Source organism: Mesorhizobium sp. M0207 (genome assembly GCF_040321995.1).
Taxonomy (GTDB): domain Bacteria; phylum Pseudomonadota; class Alphaproteobacteria; order Rhizobiales; family Rhizobiaceae; genus Mesorhizobium.
In genome coordinates this window covers 533,551-558,628 of record NZ_JAMYSQ010000001.1, presented here as the reverse complement: position 1 = coordinate 558,628, position 25,078 = coordinate 533,551, and the positions used below count along the sequence as shown (strand labels likewise).

Below are 25,078 nucleotides of genomic sequence, written 5' to 3'. Positions count from 1 at the left end.
CGACCGCCATGGTGCTCGCCGCCGGGCTCGGCAAGCGCATGCGGCCGATCACCGACACCATGCCGAAGCCGCTGGTCAAGGTCGCCGGCAAGACATTGCTCGACTGGGGGCTGGACTGCCTAGCCGGAGCCGGCGTCGCCAAGGCCGTCGTCAACGTCCATTACCTCCCGCAACAGATCGTGGACCATGTAGCCCGCCGCAGTGCGCCGAGAATCGTCATCTCGGATGAGAGTAGGGGCTTGCTTGACTCCGCCGGTGGTATCGTCAAGGCATTGCCCAGGTTAGGGGCGCCCTTCTATGTGCTCAACGCCGACACCTTCTGGATCGACAGCGGCGTTTCCAATCTCAGGCGTCTTGCCCTTGCATGGGAGGGCGCGACAATGGACATTCTGCTGATGCTTGCGGATCTCCAGTCGGCAACCGGACATAGCGGCGGCACCGATTTCCTGGTGGCGCCGGACGGCGCCTTGCGGCGTGCGAACAACGATCCGGCCGGCCTGATCTATGCCGGCGCCGCAATCGTCCATCCGCGCATCTTCAAGGATGCGCCGGCCGGTCCACACTCTCTCAACGCCTATTTCGATGCGGCAATCGCCGCCGGCCGCCTGTTCGGCATGAAAATGCAGGGCCACTGGATTACTGTCGGCACACCTGACGCGATCCCGCGGGCGGAAGCAGCGGTCGCCGCCGCGCTTGCTGGCACGCCCAATGCTGTCGGTGAGGCACCCGGCGCTCTTACCGAGTCGAAATGAGCGGCTCCCGCCGCGTTTTCTCGATCCCGCCCGGAGCGCCGTTCCTGCCGACGCTGGCCGAGGCGCTGCTTGCGGGGCGCTTGGTTCCCGGCTTCGCCTATGACGGCGATCCGCTGGCGCTGGCCGATCTCACCATCTATGTGCCGACGCGCCGTGCGGCGCGGGCGCTTCGCGGCGTCTTCGTCGATGCTCTCTCGCGCTCGGGAAGCCGCTCGGCGATCCTGCCGGTCATCCGCCCGCTTGGTGAGTTCGATGAGGATGAAGCCGCCTTCGAGGCAGGAGGTTCGGCCGCCATCGACCTTGCGCCGCCGATCGCCGCGGTCGAGCGTCTTCTGCTGCTTGCGCCGCTGGTGCGGGCGTGGAAACGCCGCCTGCCGGCACATGTCGCGGCATTGTTCGACGAGGAGATCGTCATACCGGCCTCCGCCGCCGACGCCATCTGGCTGGCGCGCGACCTTGCACGCCTGATGGATGAGATCGACACCGAAGGCACCGATTGGGCAAGGCTCGCCGACCTTGTAACCGGCAATCTTGCAGGCTGGTGGCAGGTGACACTCGACTTCCTGACCATCGTGACGGAGAACTGGCCGAACCTGCTCGAGGAACGCCATCGTTCCAATCCGGCCGCGCATCGTAATGCCCTGATTAGGCTGGAGGCGGCGCGGCTGAAGCGCAATCCGCCGGCCGGACCGGTGATCGCCGCCGGTTCCACCGGCTCCATTCCCGCCACGGCCGAGCTGCTTGCCGTGATCGCCGGTCTGCCCAATGGCGCCGTTGTGCTGCCCGGGCTCGACCGGGCATTGGACGAGCCATCCTTTGCCGCGATCACCACACCGGGCGCGCGGCCAGCCGTGCTTGGCCACCCGCAATACGGCCTGGCAAAGTTGATCGGCAAGATCGGCGTGCCGCGCGCCGATGTCGAGGAGCTTGCTGTTGCGCCGCCACCGCTTGCGCTGCGCGCCGCACTTGTCGGCGAAGCGCTGCGCCCGGCGGAGACCACCGAGCTCTGGGCCGAGACGCGCGCCCGCTTTAGGGCCGGCGATATTGCCGAGGCCTTCGCCGAGGTGACGCTTCTCGAAGCCGCCAGCGAACGCGACGAAGCCGTGGCGATCGCCGTCGCGCTCAAACAGGCTGTCGAACGGCCCGGCCAGCGCGCCGCACTCGTCACCGGCGACCGCGCTCTGGCGCGGCGCGTCTCAGTCGAGCTGCTGCGCTTCGGCGTTGCCGCCGACGATTCCGGCGGCACGCCGCTGATCAACACACCAGCCGCCAGCCTGCTCAGGCTGGCGCTTCAGGCAGCCTTCCGCCCGGGCGACCCCGTCGCCCTGCTGTCGCTGCTCAAGCATCCCCTGCTTGGCCTCGGCCTGGAGCGGGCAAGCGTGCGCCATGCGGCCGAAATCGTCGAACTTGTGGCGCTGCGCGGTGGCACAGGGCGTCCGGACGTGGCGTCGCTGCCGCAGCTCTTCGACACCCGGCTCCTCGAATTCGACGGCAGCGGCAATCGCCGCCCACCCTTCTGGTGGCCGCGGCTTTCGGTCAGGCGCATCGAACAGGCGCGCGACCTGCTGATCCGGCTAACGGCCGCGCTGGCGCCGCTGGTTGCTCTTCGCGGCGACGAGAATGCCGATCTTGCCACCCTTGTGCGCGCCAGCGTCGTTGCGCTCGAAAGTCTCGGCCGCGCCGCTGACGGCAGCCTGAGCGAACTCTATGCGGGCGATGCCGGCGAAAAGCTCGCCGAGCTCTTACGCGGGCTGGTCGCGGCCTCGGTGTCGTTCTCCTTCGCCGCTGACGAATGGCCTGACGTGATGGAGGCGCTGATCGCGCCCGAGACGGTCAAGCCGGCGCAGGGCACCGACAGGAACATCGCCATCTGGGGTGTGCTGGAAGCGCGGCTTCAGGATGTCGACACGCTGGTCGTCGGCGGCCTCAACGAAGGCGTGTGGCCGCGCAAGCCGGAGAGCGACCGCTTCATGTCGCGGCTGATGAAGACCGGCATCGATCTTGAACCGCCCGAGCGGCGCATCGGCCTTTCCGCCCATGATTTCCAGATGGCCATGGGCGCCAAAAAAGTGGTGCTGGCTCGCTCCGGCCGCTCCGGCGATGCACCGTCGGTACCTTCGCGCTGGCTGCAGCGCATCCTTACATTCGTCGGCGAGGACCACGCTGCTGCACTTCGCCGGCGCGGCGACGAACTGCTTGCCTGGGCGCGTGTGCTCGATGCCGGCGAAAAGCAGGACTTTGCGCCGCGGCCGCAGCCGAAACCGCCGCTCGCCGCGCGGCCGCACCACTTCTCGGTCACCGAGATCGAAACGCTGCGTCGCGATCCCTATGCGGTCTATGCCAGAAGGATACTCGGCCTGATGCCGCTCGATCCGGTCATTCGCGATCCGGGCGCTGCCGAGCGTGGCACGCTGTTTCACGCAATTCTGCACCTCTTCTCGGCGAGGGTGGCCGACCCGCGCGCGCCGGAGGCGCTGGACGGGCTCATCGCCGCAGGCCGCTCCTGCTTTGCCGAGGCGGCGCTGCCGGCCGATGTCGAGGCGGTGTGGTGGCCACGCTTCGAAAAGCTTGCCGCCGGCATCATCGAATGGGAGCGCGGCCGGGCCGCAGCCGTGGCACGGCGGCACGCCGAGGAACGCGCCGAAAAGACCGGTGTGGGCCGATCCGGTGTGACCCTGTCCGGCTATGCCGATCGCATCGATCTGCTGGCCGGCGGCATGGCCGACATCCTCGATTACAAGACCGGCTCCTCGCCATCCAAAGCACAGGCGCACACGCTGCTCGCGCCGCAACTGGCACTCGAGGGCGCGCTGCTCAGGCGCGGCGCTTTCAAGGAGCTTGGCGCATGCGAGCCGTCGCAACTGGCCTTCGTGCGGCTGAGGCCGAATGGCGAAGTGTTCGAGGAATCCATCCTCGAATACAACCGCAAGCCGCGAACCGCCGCCGATCTCGCCGAAGAAGCGTGGGCGCGGCTGGAAAAACTGCTGATCCACTACGCCGACCCGGCGACCGGCTATCTGTCGCGGGCGCTGCCGTTCCGCGAGGGCGAGACCGACGGCGACTACGACCATCTCGCCCGCGTGCTCGAATGGTCCGCCGGCGGCGACGCCGATGACGAGGGAGGGGAGGCATGAAAAAGGCCTACCCCATTCCAAGCGACACTGCCGCGAGCCAGGCAAGCGCGTCCGACCCGCGCAATTCCGCCTGGGTGTCGGCCAATGCCGGATCGGGCAAGACCCATGTACTCGCCCAGCGCGTTATCCGGCTGTTGCTGCGCGGCACCGATCCGTCCAAGATCCTGTGCCTGACCTATACGCGTGCCGCCGCCGCCAACATGTCGAACCGGGTGTTTTCGACGCTGTCGCAATGGACGGCCCTGGGCGATGCCGAGCTCTCGACACGGATAGAGGCGCTGGACGGCCGCCAGCCCGACCGCGAAACCATGCGCCGGGCGCGGCGGTTGTTCGCCGAGGCGCTGGAAACACCGGGCGGGCTGAAGATCCAGACCATCCACGCCTTCTGCGAATCGGTGCTGCATCAGTTCCCGCTGGAAGCCAATATCCCTGCGCATTTCGAAATGCTCGATCCGCAAATGGAGGCTTCGCTGTTCGCCGCCGCCCGCCGCGACATGATTTCGGGCGGCGTTGCAGGCGATGCGGCATTGTCCGAGGCCTTCGCAACCGTGCTGGAGCGCGGCGGCGAGCATGGGCTCGACGCACTGCTGGCCGAGATCGTGCGCAAGCGCGATGGTTTGCGTGCGTTCATCGCCGCGGCCGGCGGCGATGGTTTTCAGGCGCTGTTCGACGAGTTCCATTTCCGCGCCGGCCAGACGGCCGAAGGTATAGCCGCCTCGGTCTGGCCGCTGCCCGGCTTCCTGCCGGATTATCTCGTCACCTTTTCACGGGCAGCCGAGGCCGCCGATGCGCGCATCGTGCTGAACAATCTGCTGCCATACGCCCGCCTTGCCTTTGCCGAGGAGGATCCGGTACGTCGCCTGAATTTGCTCTCCAAGGCTTTCCTGAGGGCCGACGGCGAGCCTTACGATCCGGCAAAGACGTTTAAGAGGGCATTGCTGGACCGGTTGCCAGATCTTGCCGAACGATATCTGGCGGCGGTCGACGCCATTCTCGAAATCTCCGACCGGCTGGCCTTGTTCAGGATGCTGGAAGGCACGCGTGCGGCGCTGACCATCGCCGACTGGCTGATCGCCCGCTACGAGCAATTGAAGCGCGCCCGGGGCTTCCTCGACTTCAACGACCTGATCACCCGCACGGTCCATCTACTGGCGCGGCCCGACGCCGGTCCATGGGTGCAGTACAAGCTCGACCAGGGCATCGACCACATCCTCCTCGACGAGGCGCAGGACACCAGTCCCGACCAGTGGGAGGTGGTCAAGCGGCTGGCGGAGGAGTTCTTTGCCGGGCTCGGCGCACGCGACGCCGTCCACCGCACCATCTTTGCTGTCGGCGACGAAAAGCAGTCGATCTATTCCTTCCAGGGCGCCGCCCCGGACTCCTTTGCCGACAGCCGGCTTTTGTTTGCCGGCAAAGTCAGATCCGCCGCCGCCGCCTTCGCCGATCTCAAGCTAACCTGGTCGTTTCGCTCGACCGAAGATGTTCTTGCCGCCGTCGACCGGGTCTTTGCCGACCCGAACGTGCGGCGCGGCATCAGCCACGATCCCGATCCGCTCGACCACAAGGCGATCCGCACCGATGCGCCGGGTCATGTCGAGGTCTGGCCGTCGCTCGGCGCCAACGTCGTCGACGAACCAGACGATTGGACGCAAGCGGTCGACCATGCCCACGCGCCGGCAGTCCGCGTCGCTGAAAACGTCGCCGCAACGATTGCCGGCTGGATCGGCAACGGTGAGGTCATCGAAGGCCGCGGCAAGAAACTCCGGCCCGGCGACGTGCTGGTGCTGGTGCGCAAGCGCGACCGCTTCGTCCATGCGCTGACACGGGCGTTGAAGCGCCGCCACATCCCGGTGGCCGGCGCCGACCGGCTCAGCCTGCCTGGCCATATCGCGGTGAAGGACCTGATCGCACTCGGTCACTTTCTAATCCAGCCCGAGGACGATCTGTCGCTGGCCGCCGTGCTGCGCAGCCCGATCTTCGATGTCTCGGAAGAGCAGCTTTTCGCGCTTGCTGCGGAGAGGCCATCGAGCGTCTCGCTGATCGCCTCGCTGCGCCGGCATGCCGGCGAAAGCGAGGCGTTGGCCGCCGTCGTCAGCCGGCTCGGCACATGGTCGAACGAGGCCGCATTCAAGCCGGTGTTCGAATTCTATGCTGCAGCTCTCGCCCGCGACGGCCTGCGCAAGAAGATGATCGCGCGGCTCGGGCCGGAGGCCGGCGACGTCCTCGACGAATTCCTGAATTTCTGCCTGGCCGAGGAGCGGACCGGCCTGCCGGGACTGGAATCCTTCCTGTCGACGTTGGAAAACGCCGGCCCGGAGATCAAGCGCGAAATGGACCAGACCCGCGACGAGGTTCGCGTCATGACCGTGCATGCCGCCAAAGGCCTGGAGGCGCCGGTGGTATTCCTTGTCGATGGCGGCTCCGCGCCGTTCAGTGACCAGCATCTGCCGAGATTGATGCCGTTCGAAGGCTCGGGCGACTGCTGGGAGGGCAAGGGCTATCTCTGGCGTTCGGCCAGCGATGTCGCAAATGGGTTTTCACGCGCCGCATCGGCCCGCGCCCGCGAGCTCGCCGACGACGAATACCGCCGGCTGCTCTATGTCGGCATGACCCGCGCCGAGGATCGGCTGATCGTCTGCGGCTATCACGGCAAGCGGGCGCCGAATATCGGTACCTGGCATTCGATCGTCAGCCGCGCACTGGTCGGTGCCGCAGAGAGCGAAGAACGCCGGCATCCCGCCACTGGCGAGACCGTGCATCGTTTCCAGGTGACGAAACTGCCGCCCATGCCACCGGCGTCAGTGGATGAGGCACGACAGGCGGGACGCTTTGCACCACTGCCTGAAACCCTGTTCCGGCCGCTGCCGCCCTTCGAAGAATTGCCGCGGCCGCTCTCGCCGTCCGGCGCCTCGGTGCTGATCGACGAGGCGCGGCAAGCGGTGGCCGACACGCGTTCGCCGGTGCTGGATGCCGACGCCGAGCCCGGCCTTGCCGTCGTGCGCGGGCTGGCGCTGCACAAATTGCTGCAGATGCTGCCCGGCATCGCCGAGGGAACACGCCGGGATGCCGCCGAACGCTATCTGGCAAGAGCCGGCGCGGCATGGCCCGACGACGAGCACGACAAGGCCTTGGCTGGCGTTTTCAGAATTCTTGCCGACAGCCGCTTCGCGCCGCTGTTTGCGCCAAACTCGCGCGCCGAAGTCGCCATCATGGGCAGCCTGGAGGTAAGGGGCAAACTGCGCTCGATTTCCGGCAAGATCGACCGGTTGGCAGTAACGCCGGACAAGGTTTCGATCGTCGACTACAAGACCAATCGGCCAGCGCCAGCTACGCTCGCCGAAGTGCCGCAAGCCTATGTTCTGCAGCTCGCAATTTATCGCGCGCTGCTTCAGCCGCTCTATCCGGGACGCGAGGTCTCGGCGGCGCTGCTGTTCACCGAGGCGCCGCGGCTGATCGAGCTGCCGGCAGCGGTCATGGACGACGCGCTTGCTAGACTCACGGGAGCGTGACACAACACTTGCTTGAAGACGGACGCGATCACCACCACATTTGGTGCGACGAATAAATCGAAAGGATCTCAGCATGGCCACCGTCAAGGTCGACAAGAGCAATTTCCAGGCCGACGTGCTCAACGCCAAGGAGCCAGTCGTGGTCGATTTCTGGGCGGAATGGTGCGGCCCGTGCAAGATGATCGCCCCGGCGCTCGAGGACATCGCCATCGAACTCGGCAGCAAGATAAAGATCGCCAAGCTCAACATAGACGAGAATCCTGAGCTGGCCGCGCAGTTCGGCGTGCGCTCGATCCCGACGCTGATGATCTTCAAGGGCGGCGAAGTCGCCGACATGAAGGTCGGTGCTGCGCCGAAAACGGCATTGTCGCACTGGATCAACGGCAGTCTCGCCTGATCCGATCAAAATTTTGCAGAAAAGCCCGGCCTCGCGCTGGGCTTTATTGTGGCGTCACCGATCCGCAGATCTGGCACTCGCCACTTGCCGTCTCATGCTCTTGTCTGGCTTAAAGCAGGAGAAGCGATATGACCGGATCCGCCAAGGCCACCGTCTTCATCGACAATGAGCGCGTCATCGTCACCGAATACCGCTTCGCCCCGGGCGACAACACCGGCTGGCACCGCCATGGCCACGACTATGTGATCGTGCCGTTGACCGACGGCAAGGTGAAGCTCCTGACCAAGGATGGCGAATCCTTTGCCGAGATGAAGAAGGGCGCGCCGTATTTCCGCAACGAGGGCGTCGAACATGACGTCATCAGCGCAAACGATGGCGAATTCGCCTTCATCGAGGTCGAGCTGAAGTAGTCCACCAACCATCGGCTGCACCGCTACAATTGTCGCGGCGAGGCGCGATCACCAATCCGCGATACGATCGCCGCCGACGAATTGTGCGCTTTTCTCAGTGTATTCGAACAGTTCTATCTTCACGCCGTTGGGGTCGCGGATCCAAGCCTGGTAGGTGTCATCGCACGCGCGTTTCTTGGAAGTGACATCAACCCCCTTTGACCTCAGATGGGCGATCGCGGCGTCGATATTGTCTACTTCGAGGCAGAAGTGGTTGATCTGGTTCAAGTCGCCATAGCTGGCGCCGTCTTTCTGGAACACCTCGACATGGCTACGGCTGCCGCAATTGAGGTAGAAGCCGAAAATCTTCCCGTCGCGCAGGAAATTGAACTGGGTGTCCATGCCGAGGACGTCCCGATAGAAGCTTCGCGTCATCTCCAGGTCATTCGCGAAAATGCAAACGTGTGCGAGCTGCTTTACCTTGATCATGATTGGCTCCTCGCGGTGGTCTGACAAGTGTGGCGTCACCGTGGCCCGGCTGAAGCACGCCTCAAACCGGCGGCGTGCCGTTTTCGGCCAACACCGCGCCGGCCAGGTAAAGTGACCCGCCGATCAGGATGCGCGGCGGCGGTCCGTCCCATGTGTCGCGCAGCAGCATCAGCGCATTGGCGACGGAACTGACCGGTTCGGCCGACAAGCCGGCCTCGATGGCGCGGGTCGCCAGCTCGTCGTTCGGCACGCCCGCGTCGCTCAGGCTCACCGGCACGGTGTAGACATGCCGGACCAGCCCTTTGAAGGCGCGGAAATAGCCGCTCTGGTCCTTGGTGTTGATCATACCCGAGATCAGGAACAGCGGACGCGGGTTCTTTTCCTCCTGCTCGGCCAGCGCCTCGGCGACGACCACGCCAGCGCCGGGATTGTGGCCGCCGTCGAGCCAGATGTCGGCGCCCTTCGGCGCCAGTTCGCTCAGCCGTCCTTGCGGCAGCTTTTGCATGCGGCCCGGCCAGGCAACATTCGCCATCGCCTTCTCGGCAGCGCGGTGGCTGATCTCGAAGCCCGCCGCCTTGACCGCCGCGATCGCCGCCGCCGCATTGGCGAATTGATGGCGCCCCGGCAGGCGCGGCGGCGGCAGGTCCATCAATCCGTCTTCGTCCTGATAGACTATGCGCCCGTTTTCCTCATAGGCAAGGAAATCCTGGCCATAGACGAAGGCGGGGCAGTCGAGCCGCTCGGCGGTTTCGATGAGCACCTGCTGGGCCGTCTCGCTTTCCTGCGCGCCGATGACGACCGGGCATCCGCGCTTGATGATACCGGCCTTTTCGGCGGCGATCAGCTCGACGCGGTCGCCGAGATAGGCTTCGTGGTCGAGCGACACCGGCATGATCACCGACACGGCCGGCTCGGCGATGACATTGGTGGCGTCGAAGCGGCCGCCAAGGCCAACCTCGAGGATGACGGCATCGGCCGGATGTTCGGAAAACAGCAGGAAGGTGACGGCGGTGAGGATTTCGAAGACGGTGATCTTCTGGCCTTGATTGGCTTTGGCGACGCGGGCGATGGCTTCGGCGAAGACCTTGTCGTCCACCAGCCTGCCGCCGCCATCTGCGGCCAGCCGGTAGCGCTCGTGCCAGTTCACCAGATGTGGCGAGGTGTGGACGTGGACGCGGTAGCCGGCGGCTTCGAGCAGCGCCCGTGAAAAAGCAGCACAGGAGCCCTTGCCGTTGGTGCCGGCGATGTGGATGACCGCCGGCAGCTGGTCCTGCGGATTGCCGAGCCGCTCGAGCAGCCGCGAAATGCGGTCGAGCGAAAGGTCGAAGCCCTTCGGATGAAGCGCCATCAGGCTTTCGATTTCGCGGTCGGCGGCAAGCGTGGTCATGGCGAATCCTAGGCGCGCCGCGGACGGCGCGCAATCGCAGTGGCGAATGCGTCAGGCGTGCGGCCGGGCTTCGGCCGGAATCACCGACGGCGGCAAGATTTCCGGTTCCTGAGATTTTTGCTCCTCCGGCAGCTTGAGCAGCATTCTCAGCAGCCGTGCAATGGTCTGGCGCATCTCCAGCCGTGACACCACCATGTCGACCATGCCGTGTTCCATCAGATATTCGGCGCGCTGGAAGCCGTCAGGCAGCTTTTCGCGGATGGTCTGCTCGATGACGCGCGGGCCGGCAAAGCCGATCAGGGCGCCGGGCTCGGCAATATGCACGTCGCCCAGCATGGCATACGAGGCGGTGACGCCGCCGGTCGTCGGGTTGGTCAGGACGACGATGTAGGGCAGGCCGGCCTCCTTCAGCCTGTCGACGCCGACCGTGGTCCGTGGCAACTGCATCAGCGACAGGATGCCTTCCTGCATACGGGCGCCGCCGGAGGCCGCAAACAGGATCAGCGGCCGCTTGCGCTGCAAGGCGACCTCGAAACCATGCACGATGGCGTCACCTGCCGCCATGCCGAGCGAGCCGCCCATGAAGGCAAAATCCTGCACCGTCACCACCACCGGCACGCCCTCGACCGTGCCCAGCGCATTGATGATGGCGTCTTCCATGCCGGTCTTGGCCTTGGCATCCCTAAGCCGGTCTACGTAGCGCTTCTCGTCGCGGAACTTGAGCGGATCCTGAACGACCTTGGGGTTTTCCAGCGTCTCGTATTTGCCGTCGTCGAGGAAGAATTTCAGCCGTTCCTTAGCCGATATCTTCATATGGTGGCCGGAGGACGGGATGACGAACTGGTTCTGCTCCAGATCCTTATGGAACACCATTTCGCCGGTCTCGGGATCCTTGATCCACAGGTTTTCCGGCATGTCGGTGCGGCGGCCGAGCATCGAATTGATCTTCGGGCGGACGTAATTGGTGATCCAGTTCATCGCTTCGGCTCCTGTCCTTACGAAGAGTTAGACCATGATCCCGAAAAGTGGAAACCGGTTTTCGCTGGAGATCATGGCCAACCAGAAGATCAAGATTATTCGGCGGCAGCAAGGCGAGCCGCGCGAACCCCTTGCGAAAGCCCGCTGACCAGCGTGGCGACGGCCTCGGCCGGATCGGCGGTCTTTTCGCCCTTCGGCCCCAGCACGTTGGCGACTGCATTGACAATCGCGGTGCCGACAACGACGCCGTCGGCCGACGCGCCGATGGTGCGCGCCTGCTCTGCGGTCTTGACGCCGAAGCCGACACAGACCGGCAGGTCGGTATGGCTCTTGATGCGCTTGACCGCTGCCGCCACCTTGCCGGTGTCGGCCAGCGCCGAACCGGTGATGCCGGTCATCGAGACGTAGTAGACGAAACCCGACGTGTTCTGCAGCACCTTGGGCAGGCGCTTGTCGTCGGTGGTCGGCGTCGCCAGCCGGATGAAATTGATGCCGGCCTTGAGTGCCGGGATGCAAAGCTCCTCGTCCATCTCAGGCGGCAGGTCGACGACGATCAGCCCATCTATGCCGCTGGCCAGCGCGTCGCTCAGGAAGCGCTCGACGCCGTAGATGTAGATCGGATTGTAATAGCCCATCAAGACGATCGGCGTTTCACTGTCGCCGGCGCGGAATTCCGAGGCCATCTTCAGCGTCTTGACCAAAGTCTGGCCGCCCTTCAGCGCCCGCAGGCCGGCCGCCTGGATCGCCGGGCCGTCGGCCATTGGATCGGAAAACGGCATGCCTAACTCGATGATGTCGCTGCCGGCGCCGGGCAGCGCCTTCATGATCGACAGGGACGTGTCGTAGTCCGGATCGCCGCCCATGAAATAGGTGACGAGTGCCGGTCGCCCCTCGGCCTTCAGCTTTGCCATGCGGCGGTCGATACGGGTGGCCATGATCAGATCTCCATGCCCAGCATATTGGCCACCGTATGCACGTCCTTGTCGCCGCGGCCGGACAGGTTGACGATGACGATCTGGTCCTTGTCCATGTCAGGCACGATCTTCACCGCCTGTGCGATGGCATGGGCCGATTCCAGCGCCGGAATGATGCCCTCGACGCGTGTCGTCAGCTGAAACGCCTCCAGCGCCTCGTCGTCGAGGATCGGCACATAGTCGACGCGGCCGGAATCGCGCAGCCATGAGTGCTCGGGACCGACGCCCGGATAGTCGAGCCCGGCCGAGATCGAGTGGCCGTCCATGATCTGGCCGTCGGCGTTCTGCAAGAGGTAGGTGCGGTTGCCATGCAGCACGCCGGGCGCGCCGGCACTCATCGAGGCGCAATGCTCGATGCCGTCGAGGCCGCGGCCGCCGGCTTCGACGCCGATGATGCGCACCTCACTGTCATCCAGGAAGGGATGGAACAGGCCGATAGCGTTGGAACCGCCGCCGACACAAGCGATGATGGTGTCCGGCAGCCGGCCTTCCTGCTCGAGGATCTGGGCGCGCGCCTCGGTGCCGATCACCGACTGGAAGTCGCGCACCAGCTCCGGATAGGGATGCGGGCCGGCGGCGGTGCCGATCAGGTAATAGGTATCCTCGACATTGGTCACCCAGTCGCGCAGGGCCTCGTTCATGGCATCCTTCAGCGTGCCGTGGCCGGCCGTCACCGGCCGCACCTCGGCGCCCAGAAGCTTCATGCGAAAGACGTTGGGGCTTTGCCGGGCGACATCGGTCGCGCCCATATAGACGATACAAGGAAGCCCGAAGCGCGCCGCCACCGTAGCGGAAGCGACGCCATGCTGGCCGGCGCCGGTCTCTGCGATGATCCGCGTCTTGCCCATGCGCTTGGCGAGCAGGATCTGGCCGAGGCAGTTGTTGATCTTGTGCGAGCCGGTGTGGTTCAGGTCCTCGCGCTTGAAATAGACCTTTGCGCCGCCCCCGAGGCCCTTCGCCGAGGACACCTCACGAAGATGCCTGGTCAGGCCTTCGGCGAAATAGAGCTTCGACGGCCGCCCGGCGTAATGCGTCGAGAGATCGGTCAGTTCGGCCTTGAAATCCGGGTCGTTCTTGACCTCGTTCCAGTGCCTCTCCAGCTCGAGGATCAGCGGCATCAGCGTTTCGGCAACGAAACGACCGCCAAAAATGCCGAACATGCCCTGCTCGTCGGGGCCGGTGCGGAAGGAATTCGGTATCGCCGGCTTGTCCATCGCCGATCTCCTGGTCTGTGGTTTGAAGCGTGGTCAGGCGGCGCGGTTGTCGCGTGCTGCCCCGACGGCGCGGAAAAATTGTTCGATCAGCGCCGGTTCCTTGACGCCCGGCGCGCTCTCCACGCCCGAGGAAACATCTATTCCGGGCGGGTTCGCCAGCCGAAAGGCGTCGCCGATATTGCCGGCATTGAGCCCTCCGGAAAGCATGTAATCGACGCCGGCGTCAAGGCCAGCCAGAATGCGCCAGTCGAAGGCAAGACCGTTGCCGCCCGGCAATTCCGAACCCTTAGGCGGCTTGGCATCGAACAGGAAGCGGTCGGCAATGCCGATGAAGGGCTTGACTCGCCCGAGATCGGCGGCCTCGCTGACCGGCAGCGCCTTCATCACCGGCAAGCCGTAGCGGGCCTTCACCTCGGCCACCCGCTCGGGAGGCTCGGCGCCGTGAAGCTGCAGCATATCGGGCTGCATCTTTTCGACGATGTCATCCAGGAACGCATCGCTGGCGTCGACCGTCACGGCAACCGCCTTGGCCTTGCCGCGCGCCGCTTCGCGCAGGCGGCCGGCTTCCGCCGGCTCGACATAGCGCGGGCTTTTGGCAAAGAAAATGAAGCCGACATGGCTGGCGCCGCCGGCCAATGCCGCAGCCAGTGCCTTGTCGGTCTTCAACCCGCATATCTTGATGTCCATCGCCATGGCGCGGGATTGGCATGAAACGGCCAAAGAGTCGAGAAAAAGCATCCTGTTTGCCGCCAGCGCGGAACGCGCTACCTTGCTAATGTAAGAGCGGAACGCGCTACCTTGCTAATATAAGCGCAACGCTACTTGCTCAGGCACAGAGGCGGGAGAACAAAGATCATGCCGGAAAAGACCGTCGCGGAACTCAGGCAAAAGCTGGCGCAGGCCCATGAGGTCATCGCTCATTTGATGGACAAGGCAGCCTTCAACGGCGCCGAGGCGCACCGGGCGCTGGCTTATTTCAGCAACGAGACCTTCGAGAAGGATTTCCTGCCCTGGCCGCGCCATGTCGATGAGGGGTTGCGGCCGGAGGAGTTGAACGCGGCCAATGACGATTGATCGGCAGTGCAGAATCTATTGAGGCCGGCGCGAAGGATCGCTACAGTTTCCATTTCGTGCCCCTACAAGCATCCTACTCGAACGCGATCGCCTGCAGCGCGCCGCCATTGCGCTTGAGCCAGTCCTTGCAGCGCTCGGTATCCGGGCAAAGCTGCTCGCATAGTTTCCAGAATTTCGGGCCGTGGTTCATCTCCTTGAGATGCGCCACCTCATGCGCGACGAGGTAGTTTATCACCGGCCGCGGCGCCATCATGATGCGCCAGGAAAACGACAGATTGCCGTCCGACGTGCACGATCCCCAGCGGCTCGACGTATCCTTGAAGCGGATCGCCTTGGCGCGCTTGCCGACCGCAGCACTGTGCTTGGTCACCAGCGCTTCGATCTCGCGCTTGGCTTCGCGCTTGAGGAAATCGGCGATGCGGCGCGGCAGATGCACGCGTTCGCCATGCACGATCATCAGCGGCCCGCGCTCGTCGCGCGACAGCGTGACGGTGCCGCGTTTCGACGGTTCATGGACGATGCGATGCGGCACGCCGCGCACCGGCACCTTGATGCCGGGCCGCACCTGCGGCCGATTGGGCACTTTGGCCAGCCTTTGCTCCAGCCAGTCCTGATGGCGGTCGAGAAATTTTTCCACCTCGCCGCGGCGCAGCCCCGGCGGCACGGTGATGCGCAGACCACGGCCGCCGGAATCGATGCGCAGCGTCAGGCGCCGCGCCCGGTCGTTCTCGACGATCTTGAGCGGCAGCGTGCGGCCGGCAACGCAATGCTCGCGCTCCACGACGGGCGTGGGCTTGGGTTTCGTCGGGGTGCGGAAGAAGCCGAAGGACATTCCGGGACGATACGTGATTCGAGGGAAACGACTAGAACAAAAAAGAAACGGCGCCGCTGACGCGACGCCGTTGGATTATCTATCTGGGCACGGGACCTTACTCGTCGAGCAGGCCTGGCGTGGAGTTGCCGCCGCGTTTGTTGTTCGTCGTCGAGCCAGTTGACCCACCCGTCGTGGGCGACGTCGACTTGTTGCGGTTGGCCATGAAGCGATCGAACTCTTCCTGGTCCTTGGCGCGGCGCAATTCGCGGGCATATTCATCGAACTCGCTCAGCATCTCGTCGAGCTTGCGGCGTTCCTCGGCAAGCCGCTCGAGTTCCTTTTCGCGCCAGTCGTCGAAAGCGACGTTGCCGGTGCGTGCAGAGCCATGGCCCCAGCGGGCGGCCCTGTCGGAACCGCGGCGGCAACCGGCGAAGATGCCGTCGGTGGCGCGGTTGACGTCGCGCTTGAAGCCCTCGAGCCGATCGCCCCAGATGATGTAGGCGAGCATGGCTAAGCCGAGCGGCCAGAACACCATGAACCCGATCACCATCAACGCGATGGTCGCCGGCGTCCAGGCCGGACGGATCAATGCAGATGTGTTCATTTCTTCCAATCCTTCAGTTGGAGACAGCCAAATCCGGCTGCGTGGAATCGAAATGGGATGAAGAAAACGGCGATTCAAGACAGCAGCCGCCAAAACCGGACAAGCGGCTGAAATGATTATCGCTTTTTGAGCTTTTCGAGGAAAAGCACGACCAATCCGGCGATCAGGCCCCAGAACGCCGCACCGACGCCGAACAGCGTCAGCCCCGATGCGGTGACGGCGAAGGTGACGGTGGCGGCCATTCGCTCGTCCTCGTCTTTCAAGGCGATCGACAGTGCATTGGCGAGCGGCGCCATCAGCGCCAGGCCGGCGACCAGCGCGATCAGGCTCTGCGGCAATACGGCGAAGATCGCCACCAGCGAGGCGCCGAACAGGGCAAAGACGAGATAGGCCAACGCATAGAACGGCCCGGTCTTCCAGCGCTCGGCCGGATCGGCATGCACGTCGGGCCCGGTGCAGATCGCCGCCGAGATTGCTGCCAGATTGGTGGTCGAGGCGCCGAACGGCGCCGTCAGCAGCGAAAACAGGCCGGTGACGCCGATCAGCGGCCCGGGTTCGGGATGATAGCCGGCTGCCCTCAGCACGGCGAGGCCGGACAGGTTCTGCGAGGCCATGGTGACGAGGTAGAGCGGCAAGGCGAGGCCGATGATCGCAGTGGCGGTGAACTGCGGCATCACCAGCGTCAAGCTCGAGAGTTCCGGTGCCGGCAGACCGCCGACCCGGCCGGTGAGGAAGGCGGCGAGACCGCCGCCGATCAGCACCAGCAGCACCGACAGGGCCGGGTTGAACAGGCGGATGACGAAGAACGCCGCAACCAGCGGCAGGATCAGCCAGGGGTCGACGGGAACGGTTTTCACCGCATTGATGGCGAAGGTGACGACGATGCCGGCCAGCATTCCGGACGCGACGGACGCCGGTATTCTGGCGATCAGCTTGGTCAAGGGCCCGAACAGGCCTGTGGTGATCAGCAGGACCGCGGTGACGACGAAGGCACCAACCGCCTCACCCATCGAAAAGCCGGTCGACGCGGCGATCAGCGCCAAGCCTGGCGTCGACCAGGCGGTGATGACCGGCATTTTCGTACGCCAGGACAGCCACAGGCTCTCGATCGCCATCGCCAGGCAAAGCGTCGTCACCCAGCTTGCGGTCTCGACCTGCGTTGCGCCGACCGCCTTGGCGGCGGCAATGACGATGGCCAGCGTACCGCCGAAGCCGACGATCGCCGCCACGAAGGCGGACACCGGAATGGAAATGCGCATGTCTCTATCCCGCCTGCCGCACCATCGCGTCCACTGCCCGCACCAGCATGTCGAGATCTTGAGGCCGCGACAGGCGGTGGTCGCCGTCGGGGATGAGCGACAGCGTGACGTCGTCGGCCGGCAGCAGGCTGACCAGCTTCAACGCATGGTTCGACGGCACGTCGGGATCGGCAAGGCCTTGCAGGATGTGGACCGGACAGTGCGTGTCGATCGGCCCGGTCATCACCCGGTTGTTGCGGCCGTCCTCGATCAGTGCGCGCGTGTAGATGTACGGTTCGGCGGAATAGTCCGACGGCTCCTCGAAAAAGCCCTTTTTCCTGAGGTTGCGCTTCTGCGCCCCGGTCAGCACCGGCTCCACCAGTTCGAATGTGAAATCGGGCGCCGGGGCCAGCAGCACAAGACCTGCGATGCTGTTTTCGCCCGCCTTGCGCAATTCCTGCACCATGCGCAGCGCGATCCAAGCGCCCATCGACGAACCGACCAGGATTTGCCTGCCCTGGGTGAAACGGCGGAAAACCGCCAGGCTCTCGCCCAGCCATTTCGAGATGGTGCCGTCGGCAAAGGCGCCGCCCGATTCGCCGTGGCCGGAATAATCGTGGCGCAGGAAGGCGCGGCCTTCCCCGAGCGCCCATTCCGACAAGGTTTCGGCCTTGGTGCCCAGCATGTCGGATTTGTAGCCGCCAAGCCAGACGATGCCGGGCTCGGCACCTGCCGCATGCCTGACGGCGATGCTCGTCCCGTCGACGTCCAGGAAGATCGGGGTGGTGCTCATGGTGTATTCCCTCACGCCGATCTTTTGGCACAGCAAGGCATTCAACGAAAAGTGCTCCGCCACTTTCTTCGCTTGGTGCAGAGGAGCATTCCATCGAGCAGGTGATTTCCTGAGAATGCTGTGCTATTGACTCCGACCGCGCGCTCACCACATTGCGCGTTCGCAATTCTGAACCGAAGAACCCCTTAACGAAACGGCTCAAGGAGACCACGACCATTCGCAGACCTTTCAAAGCAGCGGCGCCCACCAAGGAAGGCCCGCGCTCCAACCGTGATATCCGGGTTCCCCGGGTCCAGCTAATCGACGCCGAAGGCCAGAACCGCGGCGATGTCTCCATCAACGATGCATTGCTGCTCGCCGAAGAGGCTGGGCTCGATCTGGTCGAGATATCGCCCAATGCAGTGCCGCCCGTCGTAAAGATCCTCGATCTCGGCAAGCTGAAATACGCCAACCAGAAGAAGGCGGCCGAGGCGCGCAAGAACCAGAAGGTCATTGAGATCAAGGAGATCAAGATGCGCCCGAACATCGACAGCCACGACTACGAGACCAAGATGAAGGCCGTCCGGCGCTTTTTCGAGGAAGGCGACAAGGTCAAGCTGACATTGCGCTTCCGCGGTCGCGAGATGGCGCATATGGAACTCGGCATGCAGCTTCTGAACAAGGTTCGCGAGGAAGTGGCGCCCATCGCCAAGGTCGAAGCCGAACCGAAGCTCGAAGGCCGCCAGATGATGATGGTGCTGGCGCCCCGCTAAAGCGCGTTGCGCTTTAGTTCTGTTTGTGCATGTCGTTGTCGCAAAACCGCAGCGCACTTTTGGGCGACGTGCATTAAATCCGCCTGAATCATGTTGCAAGGCGTCCCGGCGATCGGCGGGGCGCCTGTTTCTTGGCCAGACGCTGCGATCGCCGGCGAGAGCAAAGACGCTCTGGTTCCCTCGACGATCGAATTCCCGACATGGTCAATGACGTCAAGCATTCGGAAGCCAAATATGGGCTGGGCAGCTACCAGCACACGCGCAGGATGGTGCTTGCCGTCGTCGTCGTCGTCCTTTTCGCGATGCTTTTGTTCGGGCAGTCGGTTTTTCCGCCCGATACGCCTGTGCATGAAACGATCGAGATGGTCGGCGTCGTGCTGATCTTTCTCGGCATCGTCGGACGCTTGTGGTCGACGCTCTATATTGGTGGACGCAAATCCTCCGAAGTGGTGACCGGCGGACCCTATTCGATCACCCGCAACCCGCTCTATGTCTTCTCTACTTTAGCTGCCGCCGGTGTCGGCGCACAGATCGGCTCCATCACCGCCACGATCGGCTTTGGAGCGCTCTGCGCGGGTGCCTTTTACATCGTTATCCTGCGCGAGGAGAAATTCCTCAAGCAGGTTCTCGGCGCGCCATACCAGGCCTACCTGTTGAAAGTGCCGCGCTTCTTCCCGAAACTGTCGCTGTATCAGGAAGGCGACACCGGCAGCTTCAAGCCGCGCCTGCTGCGAACCACGCTGCTGGACGGGCTGGTGTTCCTCGTTGCCTTGCCGGCTTTCGAACTGATCGACGGCGCCCAGCAGTCGGGCATATTGCCGGTGCTGTTCCGTTTCCCCTGAGCACTACAGTGTTGCTCGGCACGGGGTGTTGCGCGCCAGCCCGCTTTGACGTATAGGACCGCCGTTCCCAAAAAACCGCCCGGCAGGGCATGCCGTGGCGGTTTCATTTGCTTTTCGGGCTTTGGTCGGCCTGAAGCGAACAAAAAGCGCATTGGTGCGCATATAAACGGAGTAGCAAAATGCCCAAGATGAAGACCAAATCGGCCGCCAAGAAGCGGTTCAAGATCACAGGTACGGGTAAAGTTCTGTCGGCTGCGGCCGGCAAGCGTCACGGCATGATCAAGCGGTCCAACAAGTTCATTCGAAATGCCCGCGGCACGATGGTTCTGGCTGAACCGGATGGCAAGAAGGTCATCAAGAATTTTCTGCCGAACGGCCTCTGAGCATTCGGTCTGGACAGCGTTAAGGAGATCATGACATGGCACGCGTAAAGAGAGGCGTCACCTCGCACGCCAAGCACAAGAAGGTCCTGAAAGCCGCCAAGGGTTTTTACGGCCGTCGCAAGAACACCATCCGCATCGCCAAGCAGGCGGTGGAAAAGTCGCTGCAGTACGCCTATCGCGACCGCAAGAACCGCAAGCGCTCGTTCCGCGCGCTGTGGATCCAGCGCATCAATGCGGCGACGCATGAGCATGGCCTGACCTATGGCCGTTTCATCGACGGTCTCAACAAGGCCGGAATCGAGATCGATCGCAAGATCCTGTCGGACATGGCCATCCACGAGCCGAAGGCCTTCGCCGCACTCGTGGCCAAGGCCAAGGTCGCGCTCGAATACCTGAAGAATACCACGCCGAATGCTTTTGAAAGCGCTGTCGCTTAAGACCAGCGCTTCCCAAGCTATTCGACACTTGATTTGGGAAACCCGCGCTGGCAGGGCTGGCGCGGGTTTTTCTTTGCTTCCAATCGGATCTGGAACATGAGTGACATGGAAACTCTCGAAAATTCCCTGATGGCCGAGATCGCCTCGGCCGCCGACGAGCAGGCGATCGAGGCGGTGCGTGTCTCTGCCCTTGGCAAGAAGGGCTCGGTTTCCGAGATGCTGAAGACACTCGGCTCGATGAGCGCCGAGGAGCGACAGGTCAAAGGCCCGGCAATCAACGGCCTCAAGAACCGCGTCACCGAGGCACTTTCGGCGCGCCGCGCCGAGCTGAAAGATGTGGCGATCACGGCACGGCTTGCCGCCGAGAAGGTCGACGTCAGCTTGCCGGTCAGGCAATCGCCGGCCGAGCGCGGCCGCATCCATCCGATCAGCCAGGTTATCGACGAGATCGCGGCGATTTTCGGCGATCTCGGCTTTGCCATCGCCGAAGGTCCGGACATCGAGACCGACTATTACAATTTTACCTCGCTGAACTTCCCGGAAGGCCATCCGGCGCGCGAGATGCACGACACGTTCTTCTTCCAGCCGGACGAGCAGGGCGAGCGCAAGCTTTTGCGCACCCACACCTCGCCGGTGCAGATCCGCACCATGGAGATGCAGAAGCCGCCGATCCGCATCGTCATCCCCGGCAAGACCTACCGGCAGGATTCCGATGCCACCCACTCGCCGATGTTCCATCAGGTCGAGGGGCTGGTGATCGACAAATCAGCCAACGTCGCCAACATGAAATGGGTGCTGGAGGAGTTCTGCAAAGCCTTCTTCGAGGTGCCGAGCGTCAAGATGCGCTTCCGGCCGTCTTTCTTCCCGTTTACCGAGCCCAGCCTCGAGGTCGACATCCAGTGCGACCGTTCGCGGCCCGGCGAGGTGCGCTTGGGCGAGGGCTCGGACTGGATGGAGATCCTCGGCTGCGGCATGGTCCACCCCAATGTGCTCCGTTACGGTGGGCTCGATCCCGACGAATACCAGGGCTTCGCCTGGGGCATGGGCATCGACCGTATCGCCATGCTGAAATACGGCATGCCGGATCTGCGCGCCTTCTTCGACGCCGATGTGCGCTGGCTGTCGCATTACGGTTTTAGGCCGCTCGACATGCCGACGCTGTTCGGGGGCTTGAGCGCGTGACGACCGGGCCGCAGCAAATCCGCGGGCAGCTCGCCTTCCTGCACATGTCCGACGCGCGGCCGCATAGCTTCAAGTGCAGCGTGCCCAGACCAGACGGAACACAGTCATGAAACTCACCCTCTCCTGGCTCAAGGATCATCTCGAGACCGACGCCTCGCTGGCGGAAATCGTCGAGCGTCTCACCTCGATCGGCCTCGAGGTCGAGCATGTCGACGACCGGGCGAGCCTGGCTCCCTTCGTCATCGCCAAGGTGGTGACGGCGGTCCAGCATCCCGACGCCGACCGGCTTCGCGTGCTGACCGTCGACACCGGCGACGGCAAGCCGCCGGTGCAGGTCGTGTGTGGAGCGCCGAACGCCCGCGCGGGCCTGGTCGGCGCCTTTGCAGCACCGGGCACCTATATTCCCGGCATCGACGTGACGCTGACCGTCGGCAAGATCCGCGGCGTTGAAAGCCATGGCATGATGTGCTCCGAGCGCGAGCTCGAATTGTCCGAGGAGCATGACGGCATCATCGACCTTCCGGCCGATGCGCCGGTCGGTACCAGCTTCGCCGCCTATGCCCATCTCGACGACCCGCTGATCGAGATCAATCTGACGCCGAACCGGCCGGATGCGACCAGTGTCCATGGCATCGCCCGCGATCTGGCGGCGAGCGGGCTCGGCACGCTGAAGAGCGCCCCGATAGAGCCGATCCCCGGCAAGGGCGAGACGCCGGTCAAGGTGACGATCGAAGCGCCGGAGCTCTGTCCCGGCTTTGCGCTGCGCCTGGTGCGCGGCGTCAAGAACGGATCGTCGCCGAAATGGCTGCAGCAAAGGCTTCTCGCCATCGGCTTGAGGCCGATCAGCGCGCTCGTCGATATCACCAATTACGTCACCTTCGACCGCGGCCGGCCGCTGCATGTCTTCGACGCTGCGAAGGTCACCGGCAATCTCGCCGTGCGCCGGGCGCGTGATGGCGAAAAGGTGCTGTCGCTCGACGGCCGCGAATACACGCTGACGCCGGAGATGTGCGTGATCGCCGACCAGGACGGCATCGAATCGATTGCCGGCATCATGGGCGGCGAGCATTCCGGCTGCGACGAGAACACCACCGACGTGCTGATCGAGTCGGCGCTTTGGGACCCGATCACCACCGCCCGCACCGGCCGCACGCTCGGCATCATCACCGACGCACGCTACCGCTTCGAGCGTGGCGTCGACCCGGAAATGATGATTCCCGGTGTGGAGCTGGCGACGAAGCTGGTGCTCGATTTCTGCGGCGGTACGCCGGCGCAAACCGAAGTCGTCGGCTATGCCGGCCATCAGCCGAAGATCGTCTCGTTCCCATTGTCGGAAGTGAAGCGGCTGACCGGCATCGAAGTGCCGCGCTCGACAAGCCTCGACATTCTTGCCCGCCTCGGCTTCAGGCCGGAGGGCACGGGCGATGTCGTCAATGTGGCGGTCCCGTCCTGGCGGCCGGATGTCGACGGCAAGGCCGACCTGGTCGAGGAGGTCATGCGCATCCACGGCGTCGACAACATCGCGCCGCAGCCGCTCGGTTCGCACGATGCGGTCAACGCCAGGATCCTGACTGTGCTGCAGATCCGCACCCGCGCTGCCAAGCGGGCACTTGCCGTGCGCGGCATGATGGAGGCCGTCACCTGGTCGTTCATTCCGGCAAAACACGCCGAATTGTTCGGCGGCGGCCAGCAGGCGCTGAAGCTTGCCAACCCGATCGCCGCCGATATGTCGGACATGCGGCCGTCGCTGCTGCCGGGGCTGATTGCGGCAGCACAGCGCAATGCCGACAGGGGCATCGGCGATGTCGCGCTGTTCGAAGTGTCGGGCACCTATGAGGGCGACGGCGCCGACCAGCAGCGGCGTGTTGCCGCCGGCGTGCGGCGCGGCACCGCCAAGCTCGAGGGCTCCGGCCGCCATTGGGCCGGCAATGCCGGCGCCGTCGGCGTCTTCGATGCCAAGGCCGACGCGATCGCAGTACTCGAAGCCTGCGGCGCGCCGGTCGAGCGGCTGCAGATCGAGGCCGGCGGCCCGGCCTGGTATCACCCCGGCCGCTCCGGCACGATCAAGCTTGGGCCGAAGGTAATCCTTGGCACGTTTGGCGAGTTCCACCCGAAGACGCTGGAGGGGCTTGACGTCTCCGGTCCGCTTTGCGGCTTCGAAGTGTTCATCGATGCCGTGCCTGAGCCGAAGACCAAGCCGACGCGGACAAAGCCGAGACTGGATCTGTCCGCCTTCCAGGCAGTCAAGCGCGATTTCGCCTTCGTCGTCGACAAGGCGGTTGAAGCCGGCACACTCGTTCGCGCCGCCCTTGCCGCCGACCGGAAGCTGATTTCCGGCGTCTCGGTGTTCGATGTTTTCGAGGGTGCAGCGCTCGGCGCGGCGAAGAAATCGATCGCCATCGAAGTGTCGATCCAGCCGGTCGAAAAGACGCTGACCGACGAGGATTTCGAGGCGCTGGCCAAGCGCATCGTCGAGAATGTTGGCAAGCAGACTGGCGGCGTGCTGCGGGGATAGCTGGATGAAATTGACCTCGCTCGAAATGTTTTTCGTTCGGGAGTTCTGTCGTTTCGCGGGCATTTCTTCTGACATAGCAAGCGGGCTGAAAGTCAAAGACCGCAGCCGCGATCCTGTAGGGTTCATGACCACAATCGTTGCCTCATCGGTTCCCCCGGAATTGCGCTTTGAGAGTCGAGTGTTCAGTTCGCTTCGGGTAGCGTGCGTTGGACCTGACCAGCTTCTTTGCGGCATGGTGCTGTTCTTCGATGGGATTGAAGGAAAGCTAGATGCGATCGAAGGCTTTGTGTATGGCGAAGAATGGCCGTCAATCGAGGAGCCAGTCTTCTGGTCCGAGACCGACCGAACAATGAGCCTTGGACGGGAGGGAAACTAGCCTGCAGAAATGGGCGTCACGACGCCCTTTCCGATAATTGCACAACGCATGGCGCGTTGACGATCTAAAGGGGTTGCCGGCAGGTGACGAATCGCCATCCAAAGGGCGATGGACCATTTGCGCTATTGCGGGCTGTCTTTCGAGAAACAGCGTGCAGCCTTTCTCGATATCGTCTCGGCCGATCCGCTGATTGCCGAGACGCTGTCGCGGGTACGGGTGCTGGGCCTGCCGGACTGGCTGGTCGTGTCCGGCGCGCTTTACAACAGCGTCTGGAATCATCTGACCGGAAAGCCCTCGGGGTACGGCATCCGGGATGTCGACCTGTTCTATTTCGATGAGAGCGATCTGTCCTATGAGGCCGAGGACACGGTCATCCGCCGGGCGGCGAAGCGGTTCGAAGGACTGACGCTGCCGGTCGAAGTGCGCAACCAGGCGCGGGTGCATCTCTGGTTTGAGGCGCGCTTTGGCGGTTCCTATCCCAGACTGTCGTCGTCCGCCGAGGCGCTGTCCTATTTCGCTTCGAAAACCCATGCGGTCGGCGTTAGATTCGGCACCGATGGGCAACTCGCGCTCGTGGCGCCGTTCGGGCTCGACGACATCTTCTCGTTTCGCGTTACCCCGAACCGTGCACTGGATAATCGGCAGACGCACGAGATGAAGGGCGCGCGTGCCAGGGAGAACTGGCCGGAGATCAGTGTCGTGCCTTGGTAGGAAATGTCGGCGCGAGGCACCCCCCTCTGCCCTGCCGGGCATCTCCCCCTCGGGGGCCCTCGGGGGGGAGATCGGATGTCGCCTCGGCTTTCGCCAATCACCGGCGCCGGAAGGGCGGGCGGGGCGCGGGAACT

The 25,078-nt window shown here is 64.1% G+C and carries 24 protein-coding genes; 14 read left to right on the top strand and 10 right to left on the bottom strand.

The annotated features are described in order from the left end of the window. Positions 1–8: 8 nt before the first annotated feature. The 5 genes from NKJ15_RS02550 to NKJ15_RS02530 all read left to right on the top strand — a co-directional run bounded on the left by NKJ15_RS02550 (position 9) and on the right by NKJ15_RS02530 (position 8,202). A complete protein-coding gene (locus tag NKJ15_RS02550) occupies positions 9–752 on the top strand; it encodes a nucleotidyltransferase family protein (RefSeq protein WP_352814120.1) in 744 nt (247 codons plus the stop codon). After that, a complete protein-coding gene (addB, locus tag NKJ15_RS02545) occupies positions 749–3,886 on the top strand; it encodes a double-strand break repair protein AddB (RefSeq protein ID WP_352813961.1) in 3,138 nt (1,045 codons plus the stop codon). Before NKJ15_RS02550 ends, addB begins: the two co-directional genes overlap by 4 nt. Then, the gene (gene addA, locus NKJ15_RS02540) at positions 3,883–7,395 is read left to right on the top strand and encodes a double-strand break repair helicase AddA (RefSeq protein WP_352813960.1); all 3,513 of its coding nucleotides are present in this window, start codon (positions 3,883–3,885) and stop codon (positions 7,393–7,395) included. The genes addB and addA overlap by 4 nt, the downstream gene beginning before the upstream one ends. Positions 7,396–7,468: 73 nt before the next feature. Continuing rightward, positions 7,469–7,792, top strand: coding sequence for a thioredoxin (gene trxA / locus NKJ15_RS02535; RefSeq protein WP_023677558.1), 324 nt, complete (start codon positions 7,469–7,471; stop codon positions 7,790–7,792). 128 nt (positions 7,793–7,920) lie between these two features. After that, positions 7,921–8,202 (top strand): cupin domain-containing protein, encoded by a 282-nt coding sequence (locus NKJ15_RS02530; RefSeq protein WP_023718287.1) that lies wholly within the window; start codon positions 7,921–7,923, stop codon positions 8,200–8,202. 48 nt (positions 8,203–8,250) lie between these two features. Here NKJ15_RS02530 and NKJ15_RS02525 read toward each other — a convergent pair whose 3' ends face one another. The 6 genes from NKJ15_RS02525 to NKJ15_RS02500 all read right to left on the bottom strand — a co-directional run bounded on the left by NKJ15_RS02525 (position 8,251) and on the right by NKJ15_RS02500 (position 13,916). Next, positions 8,251–8,670, bottom strand: a complete 420-nt coding sequence (locus NKJ15_RS02525) for a VOC family protein (RefSeq protein ID WP_352813959.1) — start codon at positions 8,668–8,670, stop codon at positions 8,251–8,253. Positions 8,671–8,731: 61 nt separating this feature from the next. Then, entirely contained in the window at positions 8,732–10,057 is a 1,326-nt protein-coding gene (locus NKJ15_RS02520) for a bifunctional folylpolyglutamate synthase/dihydrofolate synthase (RefSeq protein ID WP_352813957.1), read from the bottom strand. Between the two features lie 51 nt (positions 10,058–10,108). Continuing rightward, the gene (accD, locus tag NKJ15_RS02515; RefSeq protein WP_352682217.1) at positions 10,109–11,035 is read right to left on the bottom strand and encodes an acetyl-CoA carboxylase, carboxyltransferase subunit beta; all 927 of its coding nucleotides are present in this window, start codon (positions 11,033–11,035) and stop codon (positions 10,109–10,111) included. Between the two features lie 95 nt (positions 11,036–11,130). Further along, a complete protein-coding gene (gene trpA, locus NKJ15_RS02510; protein ID WP_023677563.1) occupies positions 11,131–11,970 on the bottom strand; it encodes a tryptophan synthase subunit alpha in 840 nt (279 codons plus the stop codon). 2 nt (positions 11,971–11,972) lie between these two features. After that, positions 11,973–13,223 (bottom strand): tryptophan synthase subunit beta, encoded by a 1,251-nt coding sequence (trpB, locus tag NKJ15_RS02505; RefSeq protein ID WP_352813956.1) that lies wholly within the window; start codon positions 13,221–13,223, stop codon positions 11,973–11,975. Between the two features lie 33 nt (positions 13,224–13,256). Beyond that, a complete protein-coding gene (locus tag NKJ15_RS02500) occupies positions 13,257–13,916 on the bottom strand; it encodes a phosphoribosylanthranilate isomerase (protein ID WP_352814118.1) in 660 nt (219 codons plus the stop codon). A 162-nt stretch (positions 13,917–14,078) separates the two neighbouring features. Between NKJ15_RS02500 and NKJ15_RS02495 the strand changes: the two genes are divergently transcribed. Then, on the top strand, positions 14,079–14,297 hold the full coding sequence (locus tag NKJ15_RS02495; RefSeq protein ID WP_254815955.1) for a hypothetical protein: 219 nt from the start codon (positions 14,079–14,081) through the stop codon (positions 14,295–14,297). 73 nt (positions 14,298–14,370) lie between these two features. Here NKJ15_RS02495 and NKJ15_RS02490 read toward each other — a convergent pair whose 3' ends face one another. From NKJ15_RS02490 to NKJ15_RS02475, 4 genes are all read right to left on the bottom strand, one after another. Further along, positions 14,371–15,129: a M48 family metallopeptidase gene (locus NKJ15_RS02490; RefSeq protein ID WP_352451640.1), complete on the bottom strand. Its 759-nt coding sequence runs from the start codon at positions 15,127–15,129 to the stop codon at positions 14,371–14,373. Between the two features lie 97 nt (positions 15,130–15,226). Then, on the bottom strand, positions 15,227–15,715 hold the full coding sequence (locus NKJ15_RS02485; protein ID WP_352451639.1) for a DUF2852 domain-containing protein: 489 nt from the start codon (positions 15,713–15,715) through the stop codon (positions 15,227–15,229). Between the two features lie 116 nt (positions 15,716–15,831). After that, positions 15,832–16,974 (bottom strand): benzoate/H(+) symporter BenE family transporter, encoded by a 1,143-nt coding sequence (locus NKJ15_RS02480; RefSeq protein WP_352813955.1) that lies wholly within the window; start codon positions 16,972–16,974, stop codon positions 15,832–15,834. A gap of 4 nt (positions 16,975–16,978) precedes the next feature. Then, positions 16,979–17,746, bottom strand: a complete 768-nt coding sequence (locus NKJ15_RS02475; RefSeq protein ID WP_352813954.1) for an alpha/beta hydrolase — start codon at positions 17,744–17,746, stop codon at positions 16,979–16,981. Positions 17,747–17,961: 215 nt separating this feature from the next. Between NKJ15_RS02475 and infC the strand changes: the two genes are divergently transcribed. The 8 genes from infC (at position 17,962) to NKJ15_RS02435 (ending at position 24,944) form a co-directional block, all read left to right on the top strand. Next, positions 17,962–18,498 carry a translation initiation factor IF-3 gene (gene infC, locus NKJ15_RS02470; protein ID WP_023677573.1) on the top strand — a complete coding sequence of 179 codons (537 nt, stop codon included), beginning with the start codon at positions 17,962–17,964 and terminating at the stop codon, positions 18,496–18,498. A gap of 200 nt (positions 18,499–18,698) precedes the next feature. Then, complete coding sequence (locus NKJ15_RS02465) at positions 18,699–19,340, top strand: methyltransferase family protein (RefSeq protein ID WP_352813953.1); 642 nt, start codon at positions 18,699–18,701, stop codon at positions 19,338–19,340. Between the two features lie 179 nt (positions 19,341–19,519). Then, complete coding sequence (gene rpmI / locus NKJ15_RS02460; protein WP_006201248.1) at positions 19,520–19,723, top strand: 50S ribosomal protein L35; 204 nt, start codon at positions 19,520–19,522, stop codon at positions 19,721–19,723. A 35-nt stretch (positions 19,724–19,758) separates the two neighbouring features. After that, positions 19,759–20,160, top strand: a complete 402-nt coding sequence (gene rplT, locus NKJ15_RS02455) for a 50S ribosomal protein L20 (RefSeq protein WP_352472559.1) — start codon at positions 19,759–19,761, stop codon at positions 20,158–20,160. Between the two features lie 96 nt (positions 20,161–20,256). After that, positions 20,257–21,342, top strand: a complete 1,086-nt coding sequence (pheS, locus tag NKJ15_RS02450) for a phenylalanine--tRNA ligase subunit alpha (protein WP_352813951.1) — start codon at positions 20,257–20,259, stop codon at positions 21,340–21,342. A 106-nt stretch (positions 21,343–21,448) separates the two neighbouring features. Beyond that, entirely contained in the window at positions 21,449–23,857 is a 2,409-nt protein-coding gene (pheT, locus tag NKJ15_RS02445; RefSeq protein WP_352813950.1) for a phenylalanine--tRNA ligase subunit beta, read from the top strand. A gap of 4 nt (positions 23,858–23,861) precedes the next feature. Then, positions 23,862–24,233, top strand: coding sequence for a hypothetical protein (locus NKJ15_RS02440; RefSeq protein ID WP_352813949.1), 372 nt, complete (start codon positions 23,862–23,864; stop codon positions 24,231–24,233). Positions 24,234–24,341: 108 nt separating this feature from the next. Then, complete coding sequence (locus tag NKJ15_RS02435) at positions 24,342–24,944, top strand: nucleotidyltransferase family protein (protein WP_352813948.1); 603 nt, start codon at positions 24,342–24,344, stop codon at positions 24,942–24,944. Positions 24,945–25,078 lie beyond the last annotated feature (134 nt).